The sequence below is a fragment of the Streptosporangium sp. NPDC049644 genome (assembly GCF_040675205.1).
Taxonomy (GTDB): Bacteria; Actinomycetota; Actinomycetes; order Streptosporangiales; family Streptosporangiaceae; genus Streptosporangium; species Streptosporangium fukuiense.
Map to the genome: position 1 here is coordinate 27,973 of NZ_JBFAOJ010000003.1, position 15,257 is coordinate 43,229.

Here is a 15,257-nt window from a genome sequence, read left to right on the forward strand (position 1 = left end):
CCGACCTCGCCTTTCAGGCGCGCAGGAGGGACCGTGCTGACCGCATTTACCCGAGCGTTCCGTACGCCGGACCTGCGTAAGAAGCTGCTCTTCACTTTGGGCATCATTGCGCTGTTCCGACTTGGGTCGGTCCTGCCGACTCCGGGTGTGCATACCGAGAACATCAGCCGTTGTCTCACCCAGGCGCAGGCGGGGGACGCGGGCAACATCTACGGAATGGTGCAGCTGTTCAGCGGCGGCGCCCTCCTGAAACTTTCAGTGTTCGCCCTCGGCATCATGCCGTACATCACCGCGAGCATCATTCTTCAGCTGCTCGTCGTGGTCATTCCGCGCCTGGAGGCCCTCAAGAAGGAGGGGCAGGCCGGGCAGACCAAGATCACGCAGTACACGCGGTACCTGACGGTCGGGCTCGCCGTCCTGCAGTCGACCGCCTTCGTGGCCCTGGCCCGCAGCGGCCAGCTGTTCCCGCAGTGCCGTGAAGAGATCCTCCTCGACAAGGACAACGTCTTCGCCATCGTCACGATGGTGCTGACCATGACCGCCGGCACCGCCGTCGTCATGTGGCTGGGCGAGCTCGTCACCGACCGCGGCATCGGCAACGGCATGTCCATCCTGATCTTCACTCAGGTCATCGCCGTCTTCCCGTCCGAGCTGCTGAACATCGCCAGGCAGAAGGGCGGCTTCGTCTTCGCCGTGGTCATCGTCGTCGGTATCGCGATGATCGCCCTGGTCGTGATGGTCGAGCAGGCCCAGCGCCGGATCCCGGTGCAGTACGCCAAGCGCATGGTCGGCCGCCGGATGTACGGCGGGACGTCGACCTACATCCCGCTGAAGGTCAACCAGGCCGGCATCATCCCGGTCATCTTCGCCTCCTCGCTGCTCTACCTTCCGCAGCTGATCACGACGCTCTTCACGAACAGCCAGGAAGAGCCGAACAAGATCATCCAGTGGATCTCGCAGGAGTTCGGCGGCGGAGGGACCACCCCGACGTACATGATCACTTTCTTCCTGCTTATTGTGTTCTTCACGTACTTCTACGTGTCGATTACCTTCAACCCCGTTGAAGTCGCCGACAACATGAAGAAGTACGGTGGTTTCATCCCGGGCATCCGCCCGGGGCGCCCGACGGCTGAGTACTTGAACTATGTGCTCACGCGACTCACCGCTCCTGGCGCGCTGTATCTGGGCCTGATCTCCATGGTGCCGATCGTCGCGCTGGCGCTCGTCGGTGCGAGTCAGAACTTCCCGTTCGGAGGGACGAGCATTCTGATCATGGTTGGTGTCGGCCTTGACACCGTGAAGCAGATCGAAAGCCAGCTGCAGCAGCGCAACTATGAAGGCTTCCTGAAATAGTGCGCCTCGTCCTGGTCGGGCCCCCCGGAGCGGGTAAGGGGACACAGGCCCAGTTCATTGCGTCGCACCTGTCGATCCCGAAGATTTCGACAGGTGACATCTTCCGTGCCAACGTCTCGGGTGGCACGGAGCTCGGCAAGCTTGCCAAGGAATACATGGACCGCGGCGACCTCGTGCCTGACGAGGTCACCATCGCGATGGTCCGCGACCGCCTCGCTGAGAAGGACGCGCAGGACGGTTTCCTGCTCGACGGCTTCCCCAGGAACGTGCCCCAGGCCGAGATCCTGAAGAAGATCCTCGCCGAGTTCGGATCCGGTCTGGACATCGTTCTGGAGCTCGTGGTCGACGACGAGGAGGTCGTCCGCAGGCTCGCCGGGCGCCGCACCTGTAGCCAGTGCGGCCGGATCTGGCATGTCGACTTCGACGACAAGAAGGACGACATCTGCGACGCCTGTGACGGTCGGCTGTACCAGCGTGACGACGACAAGGAGGAGACCGTCAGGCACCGCCTGGAGGTCTACCAGGAGCAGACCGCCCCCCTGGTCTCCTTCTACGCGGACGAGGGCATCCTTGTCGGAGTCGACGCCACCGGTCCGGTGGAGGAGATCACTCAGCGCGCTATGGAGGCCCTGAGCCCCTTCGTCGGCTAGCGAAGCGATGTTCACCTCGCACGCCACCCATGGCTCCCCATGGGTGGCGTGCTGTCATTTAGGGCAGAATCTGGGGAATTGGGCTCCCGGACCGCCCGTTGAACCACCCCAGGGGGTGCGCACGTGTTCAAGAAGAACAAGCACGGAATCCAGATGAAGACGCCCGAACAGCTGGAGAAGATGCGGGCGGCGGGCCTGGTGGTCGGTCGTACCCTGCAGTTGCTGCGGGAGAGCGTCCAGCCGGGCATGACGCCCCTGGACCTCGACGCGATCGCGGAGAAGGCCATCAGGGGCGAGGGGGCGATCCCCTCCTTCAAGGGCTACCAGGGCTTCCCGGCGACCATCTGCGCGTCGGTCAACCACGAGGTGGTCCACGGCATCCCGAGCGACCGCAGGGCGCTGCGGGAGGGCGACGTCATCTCGATCGACTGCGGCGCCATCCTGGACGGCTGGCACGGCGACTCGGCCGTCACGGTCGGTGTCGGTGAGGTGGACCCCAAGCTGACCGAGCTGATGAGGGTCACCGAGGAGGCCATGTGGCGGGGCATCGCCGCGCTCACCGTGGGTCGCCACCTGTCCGACATCGGCCACGAGGTGGAGAAGTACGTGCGCTCCCAGGGGCGCTACGGCATCCCGCAGGAGTACGGCGGGCACGGCATCGGCACCGAGATGCACATGGACCCGTGGGTGGCCAACCACGGCAAACCGGGTCGTGGCCCGCGTTTCGAGCCGGGTATGTGCTTCGCGGTCGAGCCCATGGTCAACCTGGGGACGGACCGGACCAAGGTGCTGGCCGACGACTGGACCGTGGTCACGATCGACGGTAAGGCCTCGGCACACTTCGAGCACAGCGTCGCCGTGACACATAATGGACCTTGGGTACTGACCGCCCTTGACGGGGGTAAAGAGCGGCTTGCCAACCTGTTGGGAGACGCGGGCTAGATCGGGCTCGCCGGCGAGCGGATGTGGTTGATATGGCGTCTGGTCCGGATATGCGAGCTTCCGATGGGGACCGCGACAAGGTCGCCTCGGTCCTGCGGGAGCACTACGCGCAGGGCCGTCTGACCACCGAGGAGTTCGATGAGCGCCTCGAACAGCTCTACAGCAGCAAGACGTACGGCGAGCTCGCCGTCCTCACCTCCGACCTTCCCGACGTCGACCTGCGCCGGCTTCCAGAGACCCCCTCCCGGGCCCCTGAGCGCGCCAAGGGGGACAAGCAGGACAAGGCGCAGAACAAGGGTCTGGCGGCCGCCTGGGCCGCCTGGGCGACGGCCAGCGGCGTCAACTGGATGATCTGGCTCATCATCGGAGTGACCGGCGGCTTCGACTTCCCCTATCCGTGGCCGCTCTGGGTCATGGGCCCGTGGGGTGTGGTGCTGCTGGTGACGACCGTCCTCGCCGGACTGGGCGGGGAGAAGAAGTCCACCTGAGCGGCGGGTCGTCCAGGGCCGCCCGGGCCGCGAGCCGCCGCAGGATGTCGGGCGGATTCCCCGGACGGCCTCGATAGGGCGGTCGTCCGAGGGGATCCGGTCTGACCGGGCCGGAGGAATGCTGGTCTGACCAGGCTGGACATGCCACAATGAGGCCACGGGCATTCGCGTGTCGAGCCGTGCCGTCCATCCCTGAAGGGATCTGCGGTATCCTTTGTAGCGGTTGTGTCAAGGTGCCGGCCGTGTGTTTCGCATTTCCTCGCCCGGTGCCGTACACTCCTTCTTCGGTTCACTATGACCAATGCGCGCCGGCGGTTTCGCAACCGCCGCTCTCATCGAAGCGCTGGGTCGCGGCTGCTTAGTGTTCCGAAGCCTCAGACGACCGATCAGTGAAACGCGAGGGACATGGCCAAGAAAGACGGCGCCATCGAGATCGAGGGCACTGTGGTTGAGTCGCTCCCGAACGCGATGTTCAGGGTGCAACTCGATAACGGCCATAAGGTCCTGGCCCACATCAGCGGGCGGATGCGGATGCACTACATCCGGATCCTTCCTGACGACAGGGTTGTCGTCGAACTGAGCCCCTACGACCTCAGTCGTGGGCGGATCGTCTACCGATACAAGTAAGCGTCTGAGGGACGAATAGGACTATGAAGGTCAAGCCGAGCGTCAAGAAGATCTGTGACAAGTGCAAGGTGATTCGCCGGCACGGTCGCGTCATGGTGATCTGCGACAACCTGCGCCACAAGCAGCGTCAGGGCTAGTCGTTCCAACAGGCCTCACGAGAGTCCGCTCCTAGAAGGCGGGCTCGACCCATGTGGGGCTTCCAAGGTAATCGCGTTTCACACCTGCGCAGGCGGCTCACGCCGTACCCCGCAGGAGACCCCCGGTCGGAGGCCGGGGCCCTCACCCCGGGCATGGGGAGGGGAAGTGAGGCGTAGGACCTCCGCCACAACGAAGGAGAATGCCCGACCATGGCTCGCCTGGTTGGCGTCGACCTCCCCCGCGACAAGCGGCTGGAGATCGCTCTCACCTACATTTTCGGGATCGGCCGCACGCGCGCGCTCGAAACCCTCAAGGCCACCGGTGTGAACGGCGACCTCCGCGTTCACCAGCTCACGGACGAGGAACTCGTCCCGCTGCGCGACTACATCGAGGCGAACTACAAGATCGAGGGTGACCTCCGTCGCGAAGTTCAGGCCGACATCCGTCGCAAGATCGAGATTCAGTGCTACCAGGGCATCCGGCACCGCCGTGGCCTTCCCGTGCACGGTCAGCGCACGCAGACCAACGCACGTACCCGTAAGGGCAAGAAGAAGACCGTGGCCGGCAAGAAGAAGCCCGGTAAGAAGTAGTCCGCGTAGCCGCAGGACCGAAGACCTCAGGAGTGAAGGCAAAGAATGCCTCCTAAGAGCCGCCAGGGTGCACCGAAGAAGGTGCGCCGCAAGGAAAAGAAGAACGTCGCTCACGGGCACGCCCACATCAAGAGCACGTTCAACAACACGATCGTTTCGATCACCGACCCGAGTGGGAACGTGATCTCCTGGGCCAGCGCCGGCCACGTCGGGTTCAAGGGCTCTCGCAAGTCCACCCCGTTCGCCGCGCAGATGGCCGCGGAGAACGCCGCCCGCCGCGCCATGGAGCACGGCATGCGCAAGGTCGACGTCTTCGTCAAGGGCCCCGGCTCCGGTCGTGAGACCGCGATCCGCTCGCTGCAGGCGACGGGTCTTGAGGTCGGGTCCATCCAGGACGTCACCCCCGTGCCGCACAACGGCTGCCGTCCGCCCAAGCGCCGTCGCGTCTGAGCCCAGGAGAAGATAGAAAATGGCTCGTTACACGGGTGCGGACTGCAAGCTCTGCCGCAGGGAGAAGACCAAGCTCTTCCTCAAGGGCAAGAAGTGCGAGTCCGCGAAGTGCCCCATCGAGATCCGTCCTTACCCGCCGGGTGAGCACGGCCGCGGCCGTCCCAAGGAGTCCGAGTACCAGCTCCAGCTCCGCGAGAAGCAGAAGACCCGCCGCATCTACGGCGTCCTCGAGAAGCAGTTCCACAACTACTACGAGGAAGCCAACCGCAAGACCGGCAAGACCGGCGAGAACCTCCTCCAGATCCTGGAGAGCCGTCTCGACAACGTGGTCTACCGCGCCGGTTTCGCCGAGTCGCGCGACGCCGCCCGCCAGCAGGTCCGTCACGGCCACATCCTGGTGAACGGCAAGAAGGTCGACATCCCGTCGTACCGCGTGCGCGAGCACGACATCGTCGAGGTCCGCGAGAAGTCGCGCAACCTCCTGCCCTACGAGGTGGCCCGCGCCACCGCCGGTGACAAGACGTACCCGGCGTGGCTCGGTGTCGTCCCGGACGCGCTGCGCGTCCTGGTCCACCAGCTCCCGGTCCGTCAGCAGATCGACACCCAGGTCCAGGAGCAGTTGATCGTCGAGCTCTACTCCAAGTAGCGGCTCCTCAGGTGCCGTGCGGCGATTCGCCGCACGGCACCTATGCTGTTGTTCGAGCGGCGTCAAATAGCGGGCGCCGCCATGCAAGGGAGATTCCACATGCTGATCGCTCAGCGTCCCTCCCTCCTCGAGGAGTCAATCGAGGAGACCCGGTCCAAGTTCATCATCGAGCCGCTGGAGCCGGGCTTCGGTTACACCATCGGCAACTCGCTGCGGCGCACGCTGCTGTCGTCCATTCCTGGCGCGGCGGTCACCAGCATCCGCATCGAGGGCGTGCTGCACGAGTTCACCACCGTGCCGGGCGTCAAGGAGGATGTCACCGACATCATCCTGAACCTCAAGGACCTGGTCGTCTCCTCCGAGCACGACGAGCCGGTGGTGATGTACCTGCGCAAGCAGGGCCCCGGTGACGTCACGGCCGCTGACATCGCGCCCCCGGCCGGTGTCGAGGTGCACAACCCCGAGCTGCGCATCGCCACCCTGAACGGCAAGGCGAAGCTGGAGATGGAGCTGACCGTCGAGCGCGGTCGCGGTTACGTCTCCGCCGCGCAGAACAAGCAGCCGGGCCAGGAGATCGGTCGCATCCCGATCGACTCCATCTACTCCCCGGTGCTCAAGGTCACCTACAAGGTCGAGGCGACCCGTGTCGAGCAGCGCACCGACTTCGACCGTCTGATCCTGGACGTCGAGACCAAGCCGTGCATGAAGCCCCGCGACGCGGTGGCCTCCGCGGGCAAGACCCTCGTCGAGCTGTTCGGCCTCGCCCGCGAGCTGAACGTCGAGGCCGAGGGCATCGACATCGGCCCGTCGCCGACGGACGCGGCCCTGGCCGCCGACCTGGCGCTGCCGATCGAGGAGCTGAACCTCACGGTCCGCTCCTACAACTGCCTCAAGCGCGAAGGCATCCACACCGTGGGTGAGCTCGTGGCGCGCAGCGAGCAGGACCTCCTCGACATAAGGAATTTCGGTGCGAAGTCCATCGAAGAGGTCAAGCAGAAGCTGCACGAGATGACGCTCGCGCTCAAGGACTCCCCGCCCGGGTTCGACCCGAGCGCGGTGGCCGGCGGCGGCTACGACGACGACGACAGCGCCTACGTCGAGACCGAGCAGTACTGATTTTTCGATAACGGGGATCGTGAGCGACTCCCCGGCCCGACCCCGGTACCTCGTACGGCCGGGGCGGGTTTACTCCCAAGGAGAACGTTATGCCTAGGCCCACCAAGGGTGCCCGTCTCGGCGGCAGCCCGGCCCACGAGCGGCTGATCCTGGCGAACCTCGCCACCCAGCTGTTCCAGCACGGCCGGATCAAGACCACCGAGGCCAAGGCGAAGCGTCTGCGCCCGCTGGCGGAGAAGCTGATCACCAAGGCGAAGAAGGGCGACATGCACAACCGTCGCCAGGTGCTGACGGTCGTCAGGGACAAGGGCGTCGTCCACCACCTCTTCACCGAGATCGCCTCGACCTTCGCCGAGCGCCCCGGTGGCTACACCCGGATCACCAAGGTCGGCCTCCGTAAGGGCGACGCCGCCCCCATGGCCGTGATCGAGCTGGTGTCCGAGCCGCTGAACACGGTCCGCGTCGGCCAGACCCAGGCCGCCAAGGCCGCCCCGGCCCCCAAGGTCGAGGAGCCGAAGGCCGAGGAGACCAAGGCCGAGGAGGCCGAGAGCGCCGAGGAGCCGAAGGCCGAGGAGACCGCCGAGGCGACCGAGGCTCCCGCCGAGGAGACCGAGGCCAAGAAGGACAACGCCTGATCTTTCAGGCCCAGTGAACGGGCCCGGCACTCCCGCACCGGGATGCCGGGCTCTTTCCGTTCTCCGAGAGTCTTTCGAGAGGAACATCGTGGTGCGGCTGAGGCTGGATCTCGCCTATGACGGGACCGATTTCTCCGGCTGGGCCAAGCAGCCGGGACGGCGCACGGTCCAGGGGGAGATCGAGGAGGCGCTCGGCAGGATCCTCCGGCTCCCCGAGCCGCCGGCGCTGACCGTGGCGGGGCGGACCGACGCGGGTGTGCACGCCCGCGGCCAGGTGGCCCATGTCGACCTGGACGCCGACGCGCTCGGCGCGCTGGACAGCCGCAACCGCCGCGTGCTGCCCGAGCGGGAGCCCGGATCGGCGGAGGAGCTCGACGAGAGGCTCTCTGCCACGCGCAGGAGGCTCGCCGGAGTCCTCCCCCCGGATGTACGGGTACATCGCGTCACGGTGGCTCCTGAAGGCTTTGACGCGAGGTTCTCGGCGCTGTCAAGGCGGTACGCCTACCGGATCTCCGACGCCCCCGGCGGGGTCGACCCGCTCCGCCGCCGCGAGATCGTCTGGTACAACCGGCCCCTGGACGTGGACAGGCTCAACGCGGCCGCCGCGGGTCTCCTCGGTGAGCACGACTTCGCCGCGTTCTGCAAGAGGCGTGAGGGCGCGACCACGATCCGGCGGCTGCAGCGGCTCGACTGGGTCCGCGAGGACGGGCTCGTCGTGGCGACGGTCGTGGCCGACGCCTTCTGCCACTCCATGGTCCGGGCGCTCGTCGGGTCGCTGTTGCCCGTCGGTGAGGGCAGGCTCGCGGTCGGGTGGCCGGAAGGGGTGCTGTCCCGGGCCGTACGGGACTCGGGGGTGCACGTCGCGCCCGCGCACGGGCTCTGCCTTGAGGAGGTGCGCTACCCCGGCGTCGAGGAGCTCGCCAGGCGGGCCGCGGAGACCCGCCGGGTGCGGACGCTCAGTTCGTGACGCGGCGTTCCACGACCTTCGCGGTCTGGTCGCGGAAGGCACCGCTGATCTTGCCCAGGGCCTTCTCCTTGGCCGTCGGTGTGTGGCCGTCGCTGTAGGTGGCGTAGCTGAACACGATGTAGCGGCCCCACACCATCCCGGCCGCGTAGCCGCCCGCGATGTGCACCCGCTCACCTCCGGTGCCGGCGGCCGAGGGCAGGCCGCGGAACCAGAGGTTGCGCTCCAGGTCCTTGGCCCGGTCGGCGGCGACCGCGGACTCGCGGGTGGGAAGCACGGCGATCCCGGTGGTCACGGCGTACCTGCGCTTGCTGTCCACATACGTGGCCCGCAGCACCCGGCGGCATTCCTGGCTGCGCAGGGTGGCGGCGAACTTGCCGGTCGCGGCCTTCTGGCACTGCTCGGTGAGGTTGGTCTTGACCCGGGTGAACGTCGTCCCCGCCACGGACACCTTCTTGACGAAGGCGTCGGCCACGCTCATCTTGCCCGGGTCGGTCTTCTCGGAGTTGAGCATCGTGGTGTTGATCGGCTCGGGCTCACCGGTGATGTCCAGTTTGTCGGTGGGGTCGATCTTTCCCGGACCGAGGATCGGATCCGCCGCGTTCGCCGCCTGCTTGGCGTTGAACGACTGGTAGGCGAAGAAGGCCCCGATGCCGATGCCGACCACCACGACCGCGACCACGGCCGCGAGCAGCGTCGTGCCGGCCCTGCCGCGGGTAGGCGGTGGGGGGGCGGGCGGCGGTTCGGGGGTGAACGCGGAGAGCGGGGTGAACGGCCCGCGCGTCGCCGCCGGGTCGCTCGGGGATGCCGGCGGCTCGCTCGCGGATGAGGACGTCACCGGCGGGGGAGGGAAGGCGGGGAGCGGGAACGGCGGGGTGACCGCCGGGACGCCGCTGGGCGGGGTCACCTGCTCCGCGGGGGTGAAGAGCGGCGCGGGCGGGCCGGAGGCGGCCGGCCGGGGGGCTGTCCGGCCGGGAGCGGTCTGCTCGGTGTCCGGCAGGGGCGCCTGCGAGATCGGCTCCGGCCCGATCGCCACGGGGTGCGCGACGGGTTGCGTGACGGGTGCCGGCATGGGGGGCCGAGCCGCCGGTACGGGCCGGTCGCTGTCCTCCAGGACGTCCTGGGGGTCGTTCCGGGGACCGGTCTGGGTGGGGGCGGGAGCCTGGGGCGGCGGGTCCTGGTGGGGTGAGGCGGCGCGGACGTCGACCGTCTTCCCGCTCTCGCCACCCTCCTGGAAGACCGCGTCCGGCGGCCAGACGGCGACGTCGCCGGGTTCTCCCGGGCGGGCGGCGGTCTCCTCCTGGTCGGTCCACACCGGCTCGCCGGTCGCGGCGGGCCAGGGAGCCTCCTGCCCGGACGAGGGCCAGACCTGCATGCCCGCGGCGGCGGCGGTGAAGGCCGGAGGCGGGTACCAGGGCGGTGCTCCCGGCACGATGGGCGCGGTGGACAGTGGTGGGCCGTCCTCCGGCTGGGCGTACCAGTCGTAGGGAGCTCCGTCGTCACCGGGGACCGTCCACGGCTGAGCCGCGCCCGGATCCGCCTCCGGCCACGGAGAAGGACTGCCGGGCTGCTCATCACCTGAGAGATCGGTCCGCGGCACGTGCGGCGAGGGCTGGCCGAAACTCGGCGGCGGCGTCGCCGGTGTCGCCGAACCCTCGGCTTCATGTCGGTGCTCGGACCCGGATTCCTGGCCACGCATACGCGGCAGCCTAGCGACAGAAGAGAGATCGTCATGCGGGTATGGCCGTATCGTCTGCCGGGTTCATGCCTGAAAGCGGCAGTATGGCCCTATGCTCAAGGCCGCTTGCCGGTCAACGAACGCGACTCCAGCGCGGGGGTGACGGTCGCGTCCGCCGCTCCGAAGGCCGCCTGGTTCAGTTGCTTGACCTCGTTCTTCTTCGGCAGGTGCCCGTCCTTGTACTGGAACCAGACCATTACCGCGTAGTGCCCATGGCGCCATTCGCCAACGAAAGCCTCGCCGGTTCCGAGAAGTTTGGTGACCTTATCCTTACCTGGAAGCGGTTTGATGTACTCTTCCCGCTCCTTGCCGGAACTGGCCGAGACGACCTTGGCGGCCCCCGCGGACGTCTTGAGGTTGGCGACTCCCACGGTTCCGATGATCTTCCCGGAGGCGTCGCGGAAGCTGGCACGCAGGAGCTGGGTGCACTTGGCGGCGGTGAGGGCCTTCTGGAGCCCGGCTCCCACCACGGCCTCGCCGCACTTCTTGTCCGTCCTGCGGGTGGTCATCAGGTAGCTCTTCCCGCCGATCCGTACCTTCCTGTGCTTGAACACCTCGTTCAGGGTGAGGGCGTACGGGTCGGTGGCGCGGGAGGAGGCGAGGCCGAACTTGCCGTTCGCGATGTTGGCGGGTGGCACGAGGGGGGCCTTGGCCGAGGGGGACGCCGCCCCGGGCACCGGGGCGGGGTCGGAGTTGGCCAGCACGGCCAGGCCGACGCCCCCGGCGATCAGCGCGACGAGCGCGCCGAGCGCGATGAAGATCGGGCGACGCGAGCGGGGGCCGTCGTCGTACGGGCTCCACATCTCCTGCCGTGGTCGCTCCTGCGGCGGGGAGGCCTGGACGGGCGGCGCCTGCGGCGCCCGTGGGGGCTCGGGGGCACGGTTGTGCGGCGAGGCGTCGAACCAGTGCTGGTCCTGTGCGGGCGGCGATGCGTCAGGCCGGTTGTAAGGCTGGCGGCGCGGCGGCTCCACGGGAAAACCCATGCGCCGAGCGTAGCCCCGTATCAGGGCCGGTTGGCTCAGGAGTATCCGAAGTCCTGGGTCCACCACGGCCCGTCGGGCCCCTGGACGGCACCGACGCCGGTGGCGGTGAGCTCGCAGTTGAGGATGTTGCGCCGGTGGCCGCTGGTCTCCATCCAGTTCCGCACCGCCTCGTCGGGAGAGGTGTAGCCGCGCCCGATGTTCTCCGCGCCGCCGTCGCGGTAGCCGGTGGCGTCCATTCGCTCCCAGGGCGACGTGCCGTCGGGAGAGGTGTGGGAGAGGCTGCCGGCGGACGCCATCCCGGCCGAGTGCCTCCTGGCGGACAGGACCAGCCTCCGGTCGATGCGGAGCGGCCCGCACCCGGCCCGCCTGCGCTCGATGTTGACGAGCCTGACCACCTCGCGCTCCATCGCGCCGAGGGCGGAGGTGGTGGTGGTGGCGCCGTCGTCACCGTTGCCGTTGAGCAGGTAGCGAGAGGGGCCGTCGTCGCCGGATCCGCCGAGCTTCGTGTCGGCGCCGTGGGTGGGGCGCGGGCGCCGGTCCGCCGGGACGGTCGGGAGGGCGGAGGGACGGGCGACCCGGGTGAGCGGAGCCCGCTCCACCTGCCCGGCCAGGGCGCCGTTGCTGGGTGTGGGTCTGATCGACCCGGGGTTGTTCAGGTAGATCTGCTCGGCGGCCTCTTCGTCACGGCTGCCCCGGCCGATGATGAAGCCGACCAGCAGGACCGTCATCAGGCACACGAACACCCCCATACGACGCAGGCGCGCTCGCTGGGTATGCCCGGGGTGAGGAAGCTGCCACATACCGCTATCAAAGATAGAGATGTTTGCGGTGAGGAAAAAGAGAAAGGTGAGAACGTGTTGGAACCGTCACGGACCCACGCTCTCCGCACGGCCCCGGTGCCGGGCTTCCCCGGACCTCGGTTTACCTGCCCGGCCGCTGCCGATCGCCCGCCGGCGCGTGGCGGTTCCCAGGCAGTGCCGGGTCCCAGGTAGAATGCCAGGGGCACCGCCGGAGAGTCATGTCTTTTTGACTCGTGCTCATCCGCGCCGGTACTCTGCTAGTTCGTTGTGTGCGAATTGGTCTCCTCTGCAGACCGATACGCGGCGCGTCCGGCGTCATCTCCTCTGTTCTGGAGACGGAAGGTCCGGGCTGTCGTGTGCCCGCACCTACCGACCCATGTTGCTGTCATCTCCGACAGCGCCGAAGACGCGACCAAAGAAGGCATACGACCGTGCGCACGTACACACCCAAGCCTGCCGAAGTCGAGCGTCAGTGGCACATCATCGACGCCACCGACATCGTGCTTGGCCGGCTGGCCAGCCACGTCGCGATCCTGCTTCGCGGTAAGCACAAGCCGACCTTCGCCAACCACGTCGACACCGGTGACTTCGTCATCGTCATCAACGCCGACAAGATCGCGCTGACCGGCAACAAGCTTGAGCAGAAGAAGGCTTACCGCCACTCGGGCTACCCGGGCGGTCTGCGTTCCATGACCTACGGCGAGCTCATGGACAAGCGTCCTGACCGCGCCGTCGAGAAGGCCGTGAAGGGCATGCTGCCCAAGAACGCTCTCGGCCGGAAGATGATCAAGAAGCTCAAGGTCTACTCCGGTTCCGAGCACCCGCACCAGGCGCAGCAGCCGGTGCCCTTTGAGCTCACCCAGATCGCCCAGTAGTCGCTAGCTGCTTGTCGCCAGCAGCGTTGGCCGACGGCCGACGCCGAGTAGGAAAGTTAGAGGAGAACCGTGGCTGAGCCCACCGGTGTCGAGACGCCCATCGAGGGCGATCAGGAAGCGTACTCCGCGGAGGAGTTCCCCTCCGAGTACACCTCCGAGTCCACTGTCAGCGGCGACGTCGCCGTCCGTAAGCCCATCACCACCGGCAACTCGTACGGCACTGGGCGCCGCAAGGAGTCCGTCGCCCGCGTGCGCATCGTGCCGGGCACCGGCAAGTGGACGATCAACGGTCGTACGCTTGAGAACTACTTCCCGAACAAGGTCCACCAGCAGATCGTCAACGAGCCCTTCGTGGTTCTTGGCGCCGAGGACCAGTTCGACGTCATCGCCCGCATCAACGGTGGCGGCGTCACCGGCCAGGCCGGTGCCCTGCGCATGGGCCTCTCCCGCGCGCTGACCGCCCTGGACGTCGAGGTCAACCGCCCGCCGCTGAAGAAGGCAGGCTTCCTGACCCGTGACGCCCGCGCCACCGAGCGCAAGAAGTACGGTCTCAAGAAGGCCCGCAAGGCTCCGCAGTACAGCAAGCGTTAAGTTGGGGCGCCTTTTCGGCACCGACGGGGTACGTGGGGTCGCGGGACGCGACCTCACGGCCGAGCTCGCCATGGACCTGTCCGTGGCCGCGGCTCATGTCCTCGGCGATGCCGGGGCGTTCAGCGCCAGCGTGGGGCGGCGAGGCCGCCCCGTCGCCGTCGTGGGCCGGGACCCCCGGGCTTCAGGAGAATTCCTGGAGGCCGCGGTGGTCGCCGGCCTTGCGTCGTCTGGCGTGGACGTTCTCCGGCTCGGCGTGCTGCCCACCCCGGCGGTCGCTTACCTGACCACGGCTCTCAGAGCCGACATGGGCGTGATGATCTCCGCCTCCCACAACCCCGCCCCGGACAACGGGATCAAGTTCCTCGCTCGCGGCGGCTACAAGCTGCCGGACGCGGTGGAGATCGAGATCGAGCAGCGGCTCGGCGAGAAGTGGGAGCGCCCTGTCGGTGCCTCGGTCGGCCGCGTGCGCGAGGCGTACGGCGAGGCCGACCGTTACGTGTCCCACGTGCTGTCCACGGTGGACTGCCGTCTCGACGGCCTCAACGTGGTCCTCGACTGCGCCCACGGCGCCGCCCACATGGTGGCTCCCGAGGCGTTGCTGCGGGCCGGGGCCACGGTGGAGACGATCGGGGCGCGCCCCGACGGCCTCAACATCAACGCCGGGGTCGGCTCCACCCACCTGGAGAAGCTCCAGCAGATCGTCGTCTCCCGCGACGCGGATGTGGGCATCGCCTACGACGGCGACGCGGACCGTTGCCTGGCCGTCTCGCACACCGGCGAGATCGTCGACGGTGACCAGATCATGGCGGTGCTGGCCATGGCCATGCACGCCGAGGGGAAGCTGGTCGGCGACACCGTGGTGGCCACGGTCATGTCCAACCTGGGTTTCAAGCTCGCGCTCAAGAGCGCGGGGATCGACGTGGTGGAGACCGCCGTGGGCGACCGCTACGTCCTGGAGGCCATGAGGGCGGGCGGTTACAACCTGGGTGGCGAGCAGTCCGGCCACGTCCTCATGCTCGACCACGCCACCACCGGGGACGGCCTGCTGACCTCGCTGCACCTGCTGGCGGTCATGGCGCGGGCGAAGAAGCCGCTGGCGGAGCTGGCCTCGGTGATGACCCGTCTGCCGCAGGTCCTGGTCAACGTGAAAGACGTCGACCGGGCCAAGGCGTCGGCTCCGGAGCTGGAGACCGCGGTCGCCGCCGCGGAGTCGGAGCTGGGGGAGACCGGCCGGGTGCTGATCCGGCCGAGCGGCACCGAGCCGATGATCCGCGTCATGGTCGAGGCCGCCTCGGCGGAGCAGGCCGAGCAACTGGCGGGCCGGCTGGCCGAGGTCGTCCGTACGGCCTGCGTCTGAATCACCTGGATCACCAGAGCACGGCCCGCACTCCGAGTGCGGGCCGTGCTCTGACGTTTCCCGGCCCTCAGCGCTGCGACGATGAGCGATCGCGCATGTGACGTCCTTTCCGCCCTTCTTGTCCGGCGCCACGCCGCACTTCGCGTTGATTGACACTCTAAGTAGTTGATCGGACACTTTCAGTGTTTGCGGAGGGATTCCCCTTCCCAGCACGGTTCATCGTGTCGAACGGCTCCGAGCCCGGCGGTCGGCTGATCGCCTCGATGGCCACGATGCCCGTAGGGCGGAAGACCGCCGGCATCACGATCGATCGA

At 67.7% G+C, this 15,257-nt stretch carries 18 protein-coding genes; 15 read left to right on the plus strand and 3 right to left on the minus strand.

Going from position 1 to position 15,257, the window contains the following annotated elements; translation table 11 throughout:
* Positions 1–33: 33 nt before the first annotated feature.
* The 12 genes from secY (at position 34) to truA (ending at position 8,602) form a co-directional block, all read left to right on the plus strand.
* Positions 34–1,353: a preprotein translocase subunit SecY gene (secY, locus tag AB0J58_RS02245; RefSeq protein WP_364209068.1), complete on the plus strand. Its 1,320-nt coding sequence runs from the start codon at positions 34–36 to the stop codon at positions 1,351–1,353.
* Positions 1,353–2,003 carry an adenylate kinase gene (locus AB0J58_RS02250; RefSeq protein ID WP_343968314.1) on the plus strand — a complete coding sequence of 217 codons (651 nt, stop codon included), beginning with the start codon at positions 1,353–1,355 and terminating at the stop codon, positions 2,001–2,003. Before secY ends, AB0J58_RS02250 begins: the two co-directional genes overlap by 1 nt.
* A gap of 123 nt (positions 2,004–2,126) precedes the next feature.
* A complete protein-coding gene (gene map / locus AB0J58_RS02255) occupies positions 2,127–2,945 on the plus strand; it encodes a type I methionyl aminopeptidase (RefSeq protein ID WP_364209071.1) in 819 nt (272 codons plus the stop codon).
* A 50-nt stretch (positions 2,946–2,995) separates the two neighbouring features.
* Positions 2,996–3,433 carry a DUF1707 domain-containing protein gene (locus AB0J58_RS02260; protein WP_364209074.1) on the plus strand — a complete coding sequence of 146 codons (438 nt, stop codon included), beginning with the start codon at positions 2,996–2,998 and terminating at the stop codon, positions 3,431–3,433.
* Positions 3,434–3,838: 405 nt separating this feature from the next.
* The gene (infA, locus tag AB0J58_RS02265) at positions 3,839–4,060 is read left to right on the plus strand and encodes a translation initiation factor IF-1 (RefSeq protein WP_012887858.1); all 222 of its coding nucleotides are present in this window, start codon (positions 3,839–3,841) and stop codon (positions 4,058–4,060) included.
* Between the two features lie 23 nt (positions 4,061–4,083).
* Positions 4,084–4,197: a 50S ribosomal protein L36 gene (gene rpmJ, locus AB0J58_RS02270; protein ID WP_003956441.1), complete on the plus strand. Its 114-nt coding sequence runs from the start codon at positions 4,084–4,086 to the stop codon at positions 4,195–4,197.
* 210 nt (positions 4,198–4,407) lie between these two features.
* Complete coding sequence (gene rpsM, locus AB0J58_RS02275) at positions 4,408–4,788, plus strand: 30S ribosomal protein S13 (protein WP_012887859.1); 381 nt, start codon at positions 4,408–4,410, stop codon at positions 4,786–4,788.
* Between the two features lie 45 nt (positions 4,789–4,833).
* Entirely contained in the window at positions 4,834–5,238 is a 405-nt protein-coding gene (rpsK, locus tag AB0J58_RS02280) for a 30S ribosomal protein S11 (RefSeq protein WP_012887860.1), read from the plus strand.
* 19 nt (positions 5,239–5,257) lie between these two features.
* On the plus strand, positions 5,258–5,884 hold the full coding sequence (gene rpsD / locus AB0J58_RS02285; RefSeq protein WP_030912875.1) for a 30S ribosomal protein S4: 627 nt from the start codon (positions 5,258–5,260) through the stop codon (positions 5,882–5,884).
* Between the two features lie 99 nt (positions 5,885–5,983).
* The gene (locus AB0J58_RS02290) at positions 5,984–7,000 is read left to right on the plus strand and encodes a DNA-directed RNA polymerase subunit alpha (RefSeq protein WP_030912872.1); all 1,017 of its coding nucleotides are present in this window, start codon (positions 5,984–5,986) and stop codon (positions 6,998–7,000) included.
* 89 nt (positions 7,001–7,089) lie between these two features.
* Entirely contained in the window at positions 7,090–7,635 is a 546-nt protein-coding gene (gene rplQ, locus AB0J58_RS02295) for a 50S ribosomal protein L17 (protein ID WP_364209077.1), read from the plus strand.
* A gap of 88 nt (positions 7,636–7,723) precedes the next feature.
* Positions 7,724–8,602, plus strand: a complete 879-nt coding sequence (gene truA / locus AB0J58_RS02300; protein WP_364209080.1) for a tRNA pseudouridine(38-40) synthase TruA — start codon at positions 7,724–7,726, stop codon at positions 8,600–8,602.
* On the opposite strand, the gene AB0J58_RS02305 is transcribed toward truA, so the two are convergent.
* The 3 genes from AB0J58_RS02305 to AB0J58_RS02315 all read right to left on the minus strand — a co-directional run bounded on the left by AB0J58_RS02305 (position 8,592) and on the right by AB0J58_RS02315 (position 12,069).
* Positions 8,592–10,298, minus strand: coding sequence for a hypothetical protein (locus AB0J58_RS02305; protein ID WP_364209083.1), 1,707 nt, complete (start codon positions 10,296–10,298; stop codon positions 8,592–8,594). The two genes, truA and AB0J58_RS02305, sit on opposite strands and share 11 nt — an antisense overlap.
* Before the next feature lie 95 nt (positions 10,299–10,393).
* Positions 10,394–11,320: a hypothetical protein gene (locus AB0J58_RS02310; RefSeq protein ID WP_364209086.1), complete on the minus strand. Its 927-nt coding sequence runs from the start codon at positions 11,318–11,320 to the stop codon at positions 10,394–10,396.
* Positions 11,321–11,355: 35 nt separating this feature from the next.
* The gene (locus AB0J58_RS02315) at positions 11,356–12,069 is read right to left on the minus strand and encodes a CAP domain-containing protein (RefSeq protein ID WP_364209089.1); all 714 of its coding nucleotides are present in this window, start codon (positions 12,067–12,069) and stop codon (positions 11,356–11,358) included.
* Between the two features lie 482 nt (positions 12,070–12,551).
* On the opposite strand from AB0J58_RS02315, the gene rplM reads away from it, so the two are divergent.
* The 3 genes from rplM (at position 12,552) to glmM (ending at position 14,943) form a co-directional block, all read left to right on the plus strand.
* Positions 12,552–12,995, plus strand: a complete 444-nt coding sequence (gene rplM, locus AB0J58_RS02320) for a 50S ribosomal protein L13 (RefSeq protein WP_343968292.1) — start codon at positions 12,552–12,554, stop codon at positions 12,993–12,995.
* 69 nt (positions 12,996–13,064) lie between these two features.
* Complete coding sequence (gene rpsI, locus AB0J58_RS02325) at positions 13,065–13,586, plus strand: 30S ribosomal protein S9 (RefSeq protein ID WP_030912863.1); 522 nt, start codon at positions 13,065–13,067, stop codon at positions 13,584–13,586.
* 1 nt (position 13,587) lies between these two features.
* Positions 13,588–14,943 carry a phosphoglucosamine mutase gene (glmM, locus tag AB0J58_RS02330; protein ID WP_343968289.1) on the plus strand — a complete coding sequence of 452 codons (1,356 nt, stop codon included), beginning with the start codon at positions 13,588–13,590 and terminating at the stop codon, positions 14,941–14,943.
* Positions 14,944–15,257: the final 314 nt, after the last annotated feature.

Excerpts from the sequence above, each read along its gene's own strand:
- AB0J58_RS02260 (WP_364209074.1), top strand. The coding sequence starts at position 2,996 with ATGCGAGCTTCCGATGGGGACCGCGACAAGGTCGCCTCGGTCCTGCGG.
- infA (WP_012887858.1), top strand. The coding sequence starts at position 3,839 with ATGGCCAAGAAAGACGGCGCCATCGAGATCGAGGGCACTGTGGTTGAG.
- rpmJ (WP_003956441.1), top strand. The coding sequence starts at position 4,084 with ATGAAGGTCAAGCCGAGCGTCAAGAAGATCTGTGACAAGTGCAAGGTG.
- rpsM (WP_012887859.1), top strand. The coding sequence starts at position 4,408 with ATGGCTCGCCTGGTTGGCGTCGACCTCCCCCGCGACAAGCGGCTGGAG.
- rpsK (WP_012887860.1), top strand. The coding sequence starts at position 4,834 with ATGCCTCCTAAGAGCCGCCAGGGTGCACCGAAGAAGGTGCGCCGCAAG.
- rpsD (WP_030912875.1), top strand. The coding sequence starts at position 5,258 with ATGGCTCGTTACACGGGTGCGGACTGCAAGCTCTGCCGCAGGGAGAAG.
- AB0J58_RS02290 (WP_030912872.1), top strand. The coding sequence starts at position 5,984 with ATGCTGATCGCTCAGCGTCCCTCCCTCCTCGAGGAGTCAATCGAGGAG.
- rplQ (WP_364209077.1), top strand. The coding sequence starts at position 7,090 with ATGCCTAGGCCCACCAAGGGTGCCCGTCTCGGCGGCAGCCCGGCCCAC.
- AB0J58_RS02305 (WP_364209083.1), bottom strand. The coding sequence starts at position 10,298 with ATGCGTGGCCAGGAATCCGGGTCCGAGCACCGACATGAAGCCGAGGGT.
- AB0J58_RS02310 (WP_364209086.1), bottom strand. The coding sequence starts at position 11,320 with ATGGGTTTTCCCGTGGAGCCGCCGCGCCGCCAGCCTTACAACCGGCCT.
- AB0J58_RS02315 (WP_364209089.1), bottom strand. The coding sequence starts at position 12,069 with ATGGGGGTGTTCGTGTGCCTGATGACGGTCCTGCTGGTCGGCTTCATC.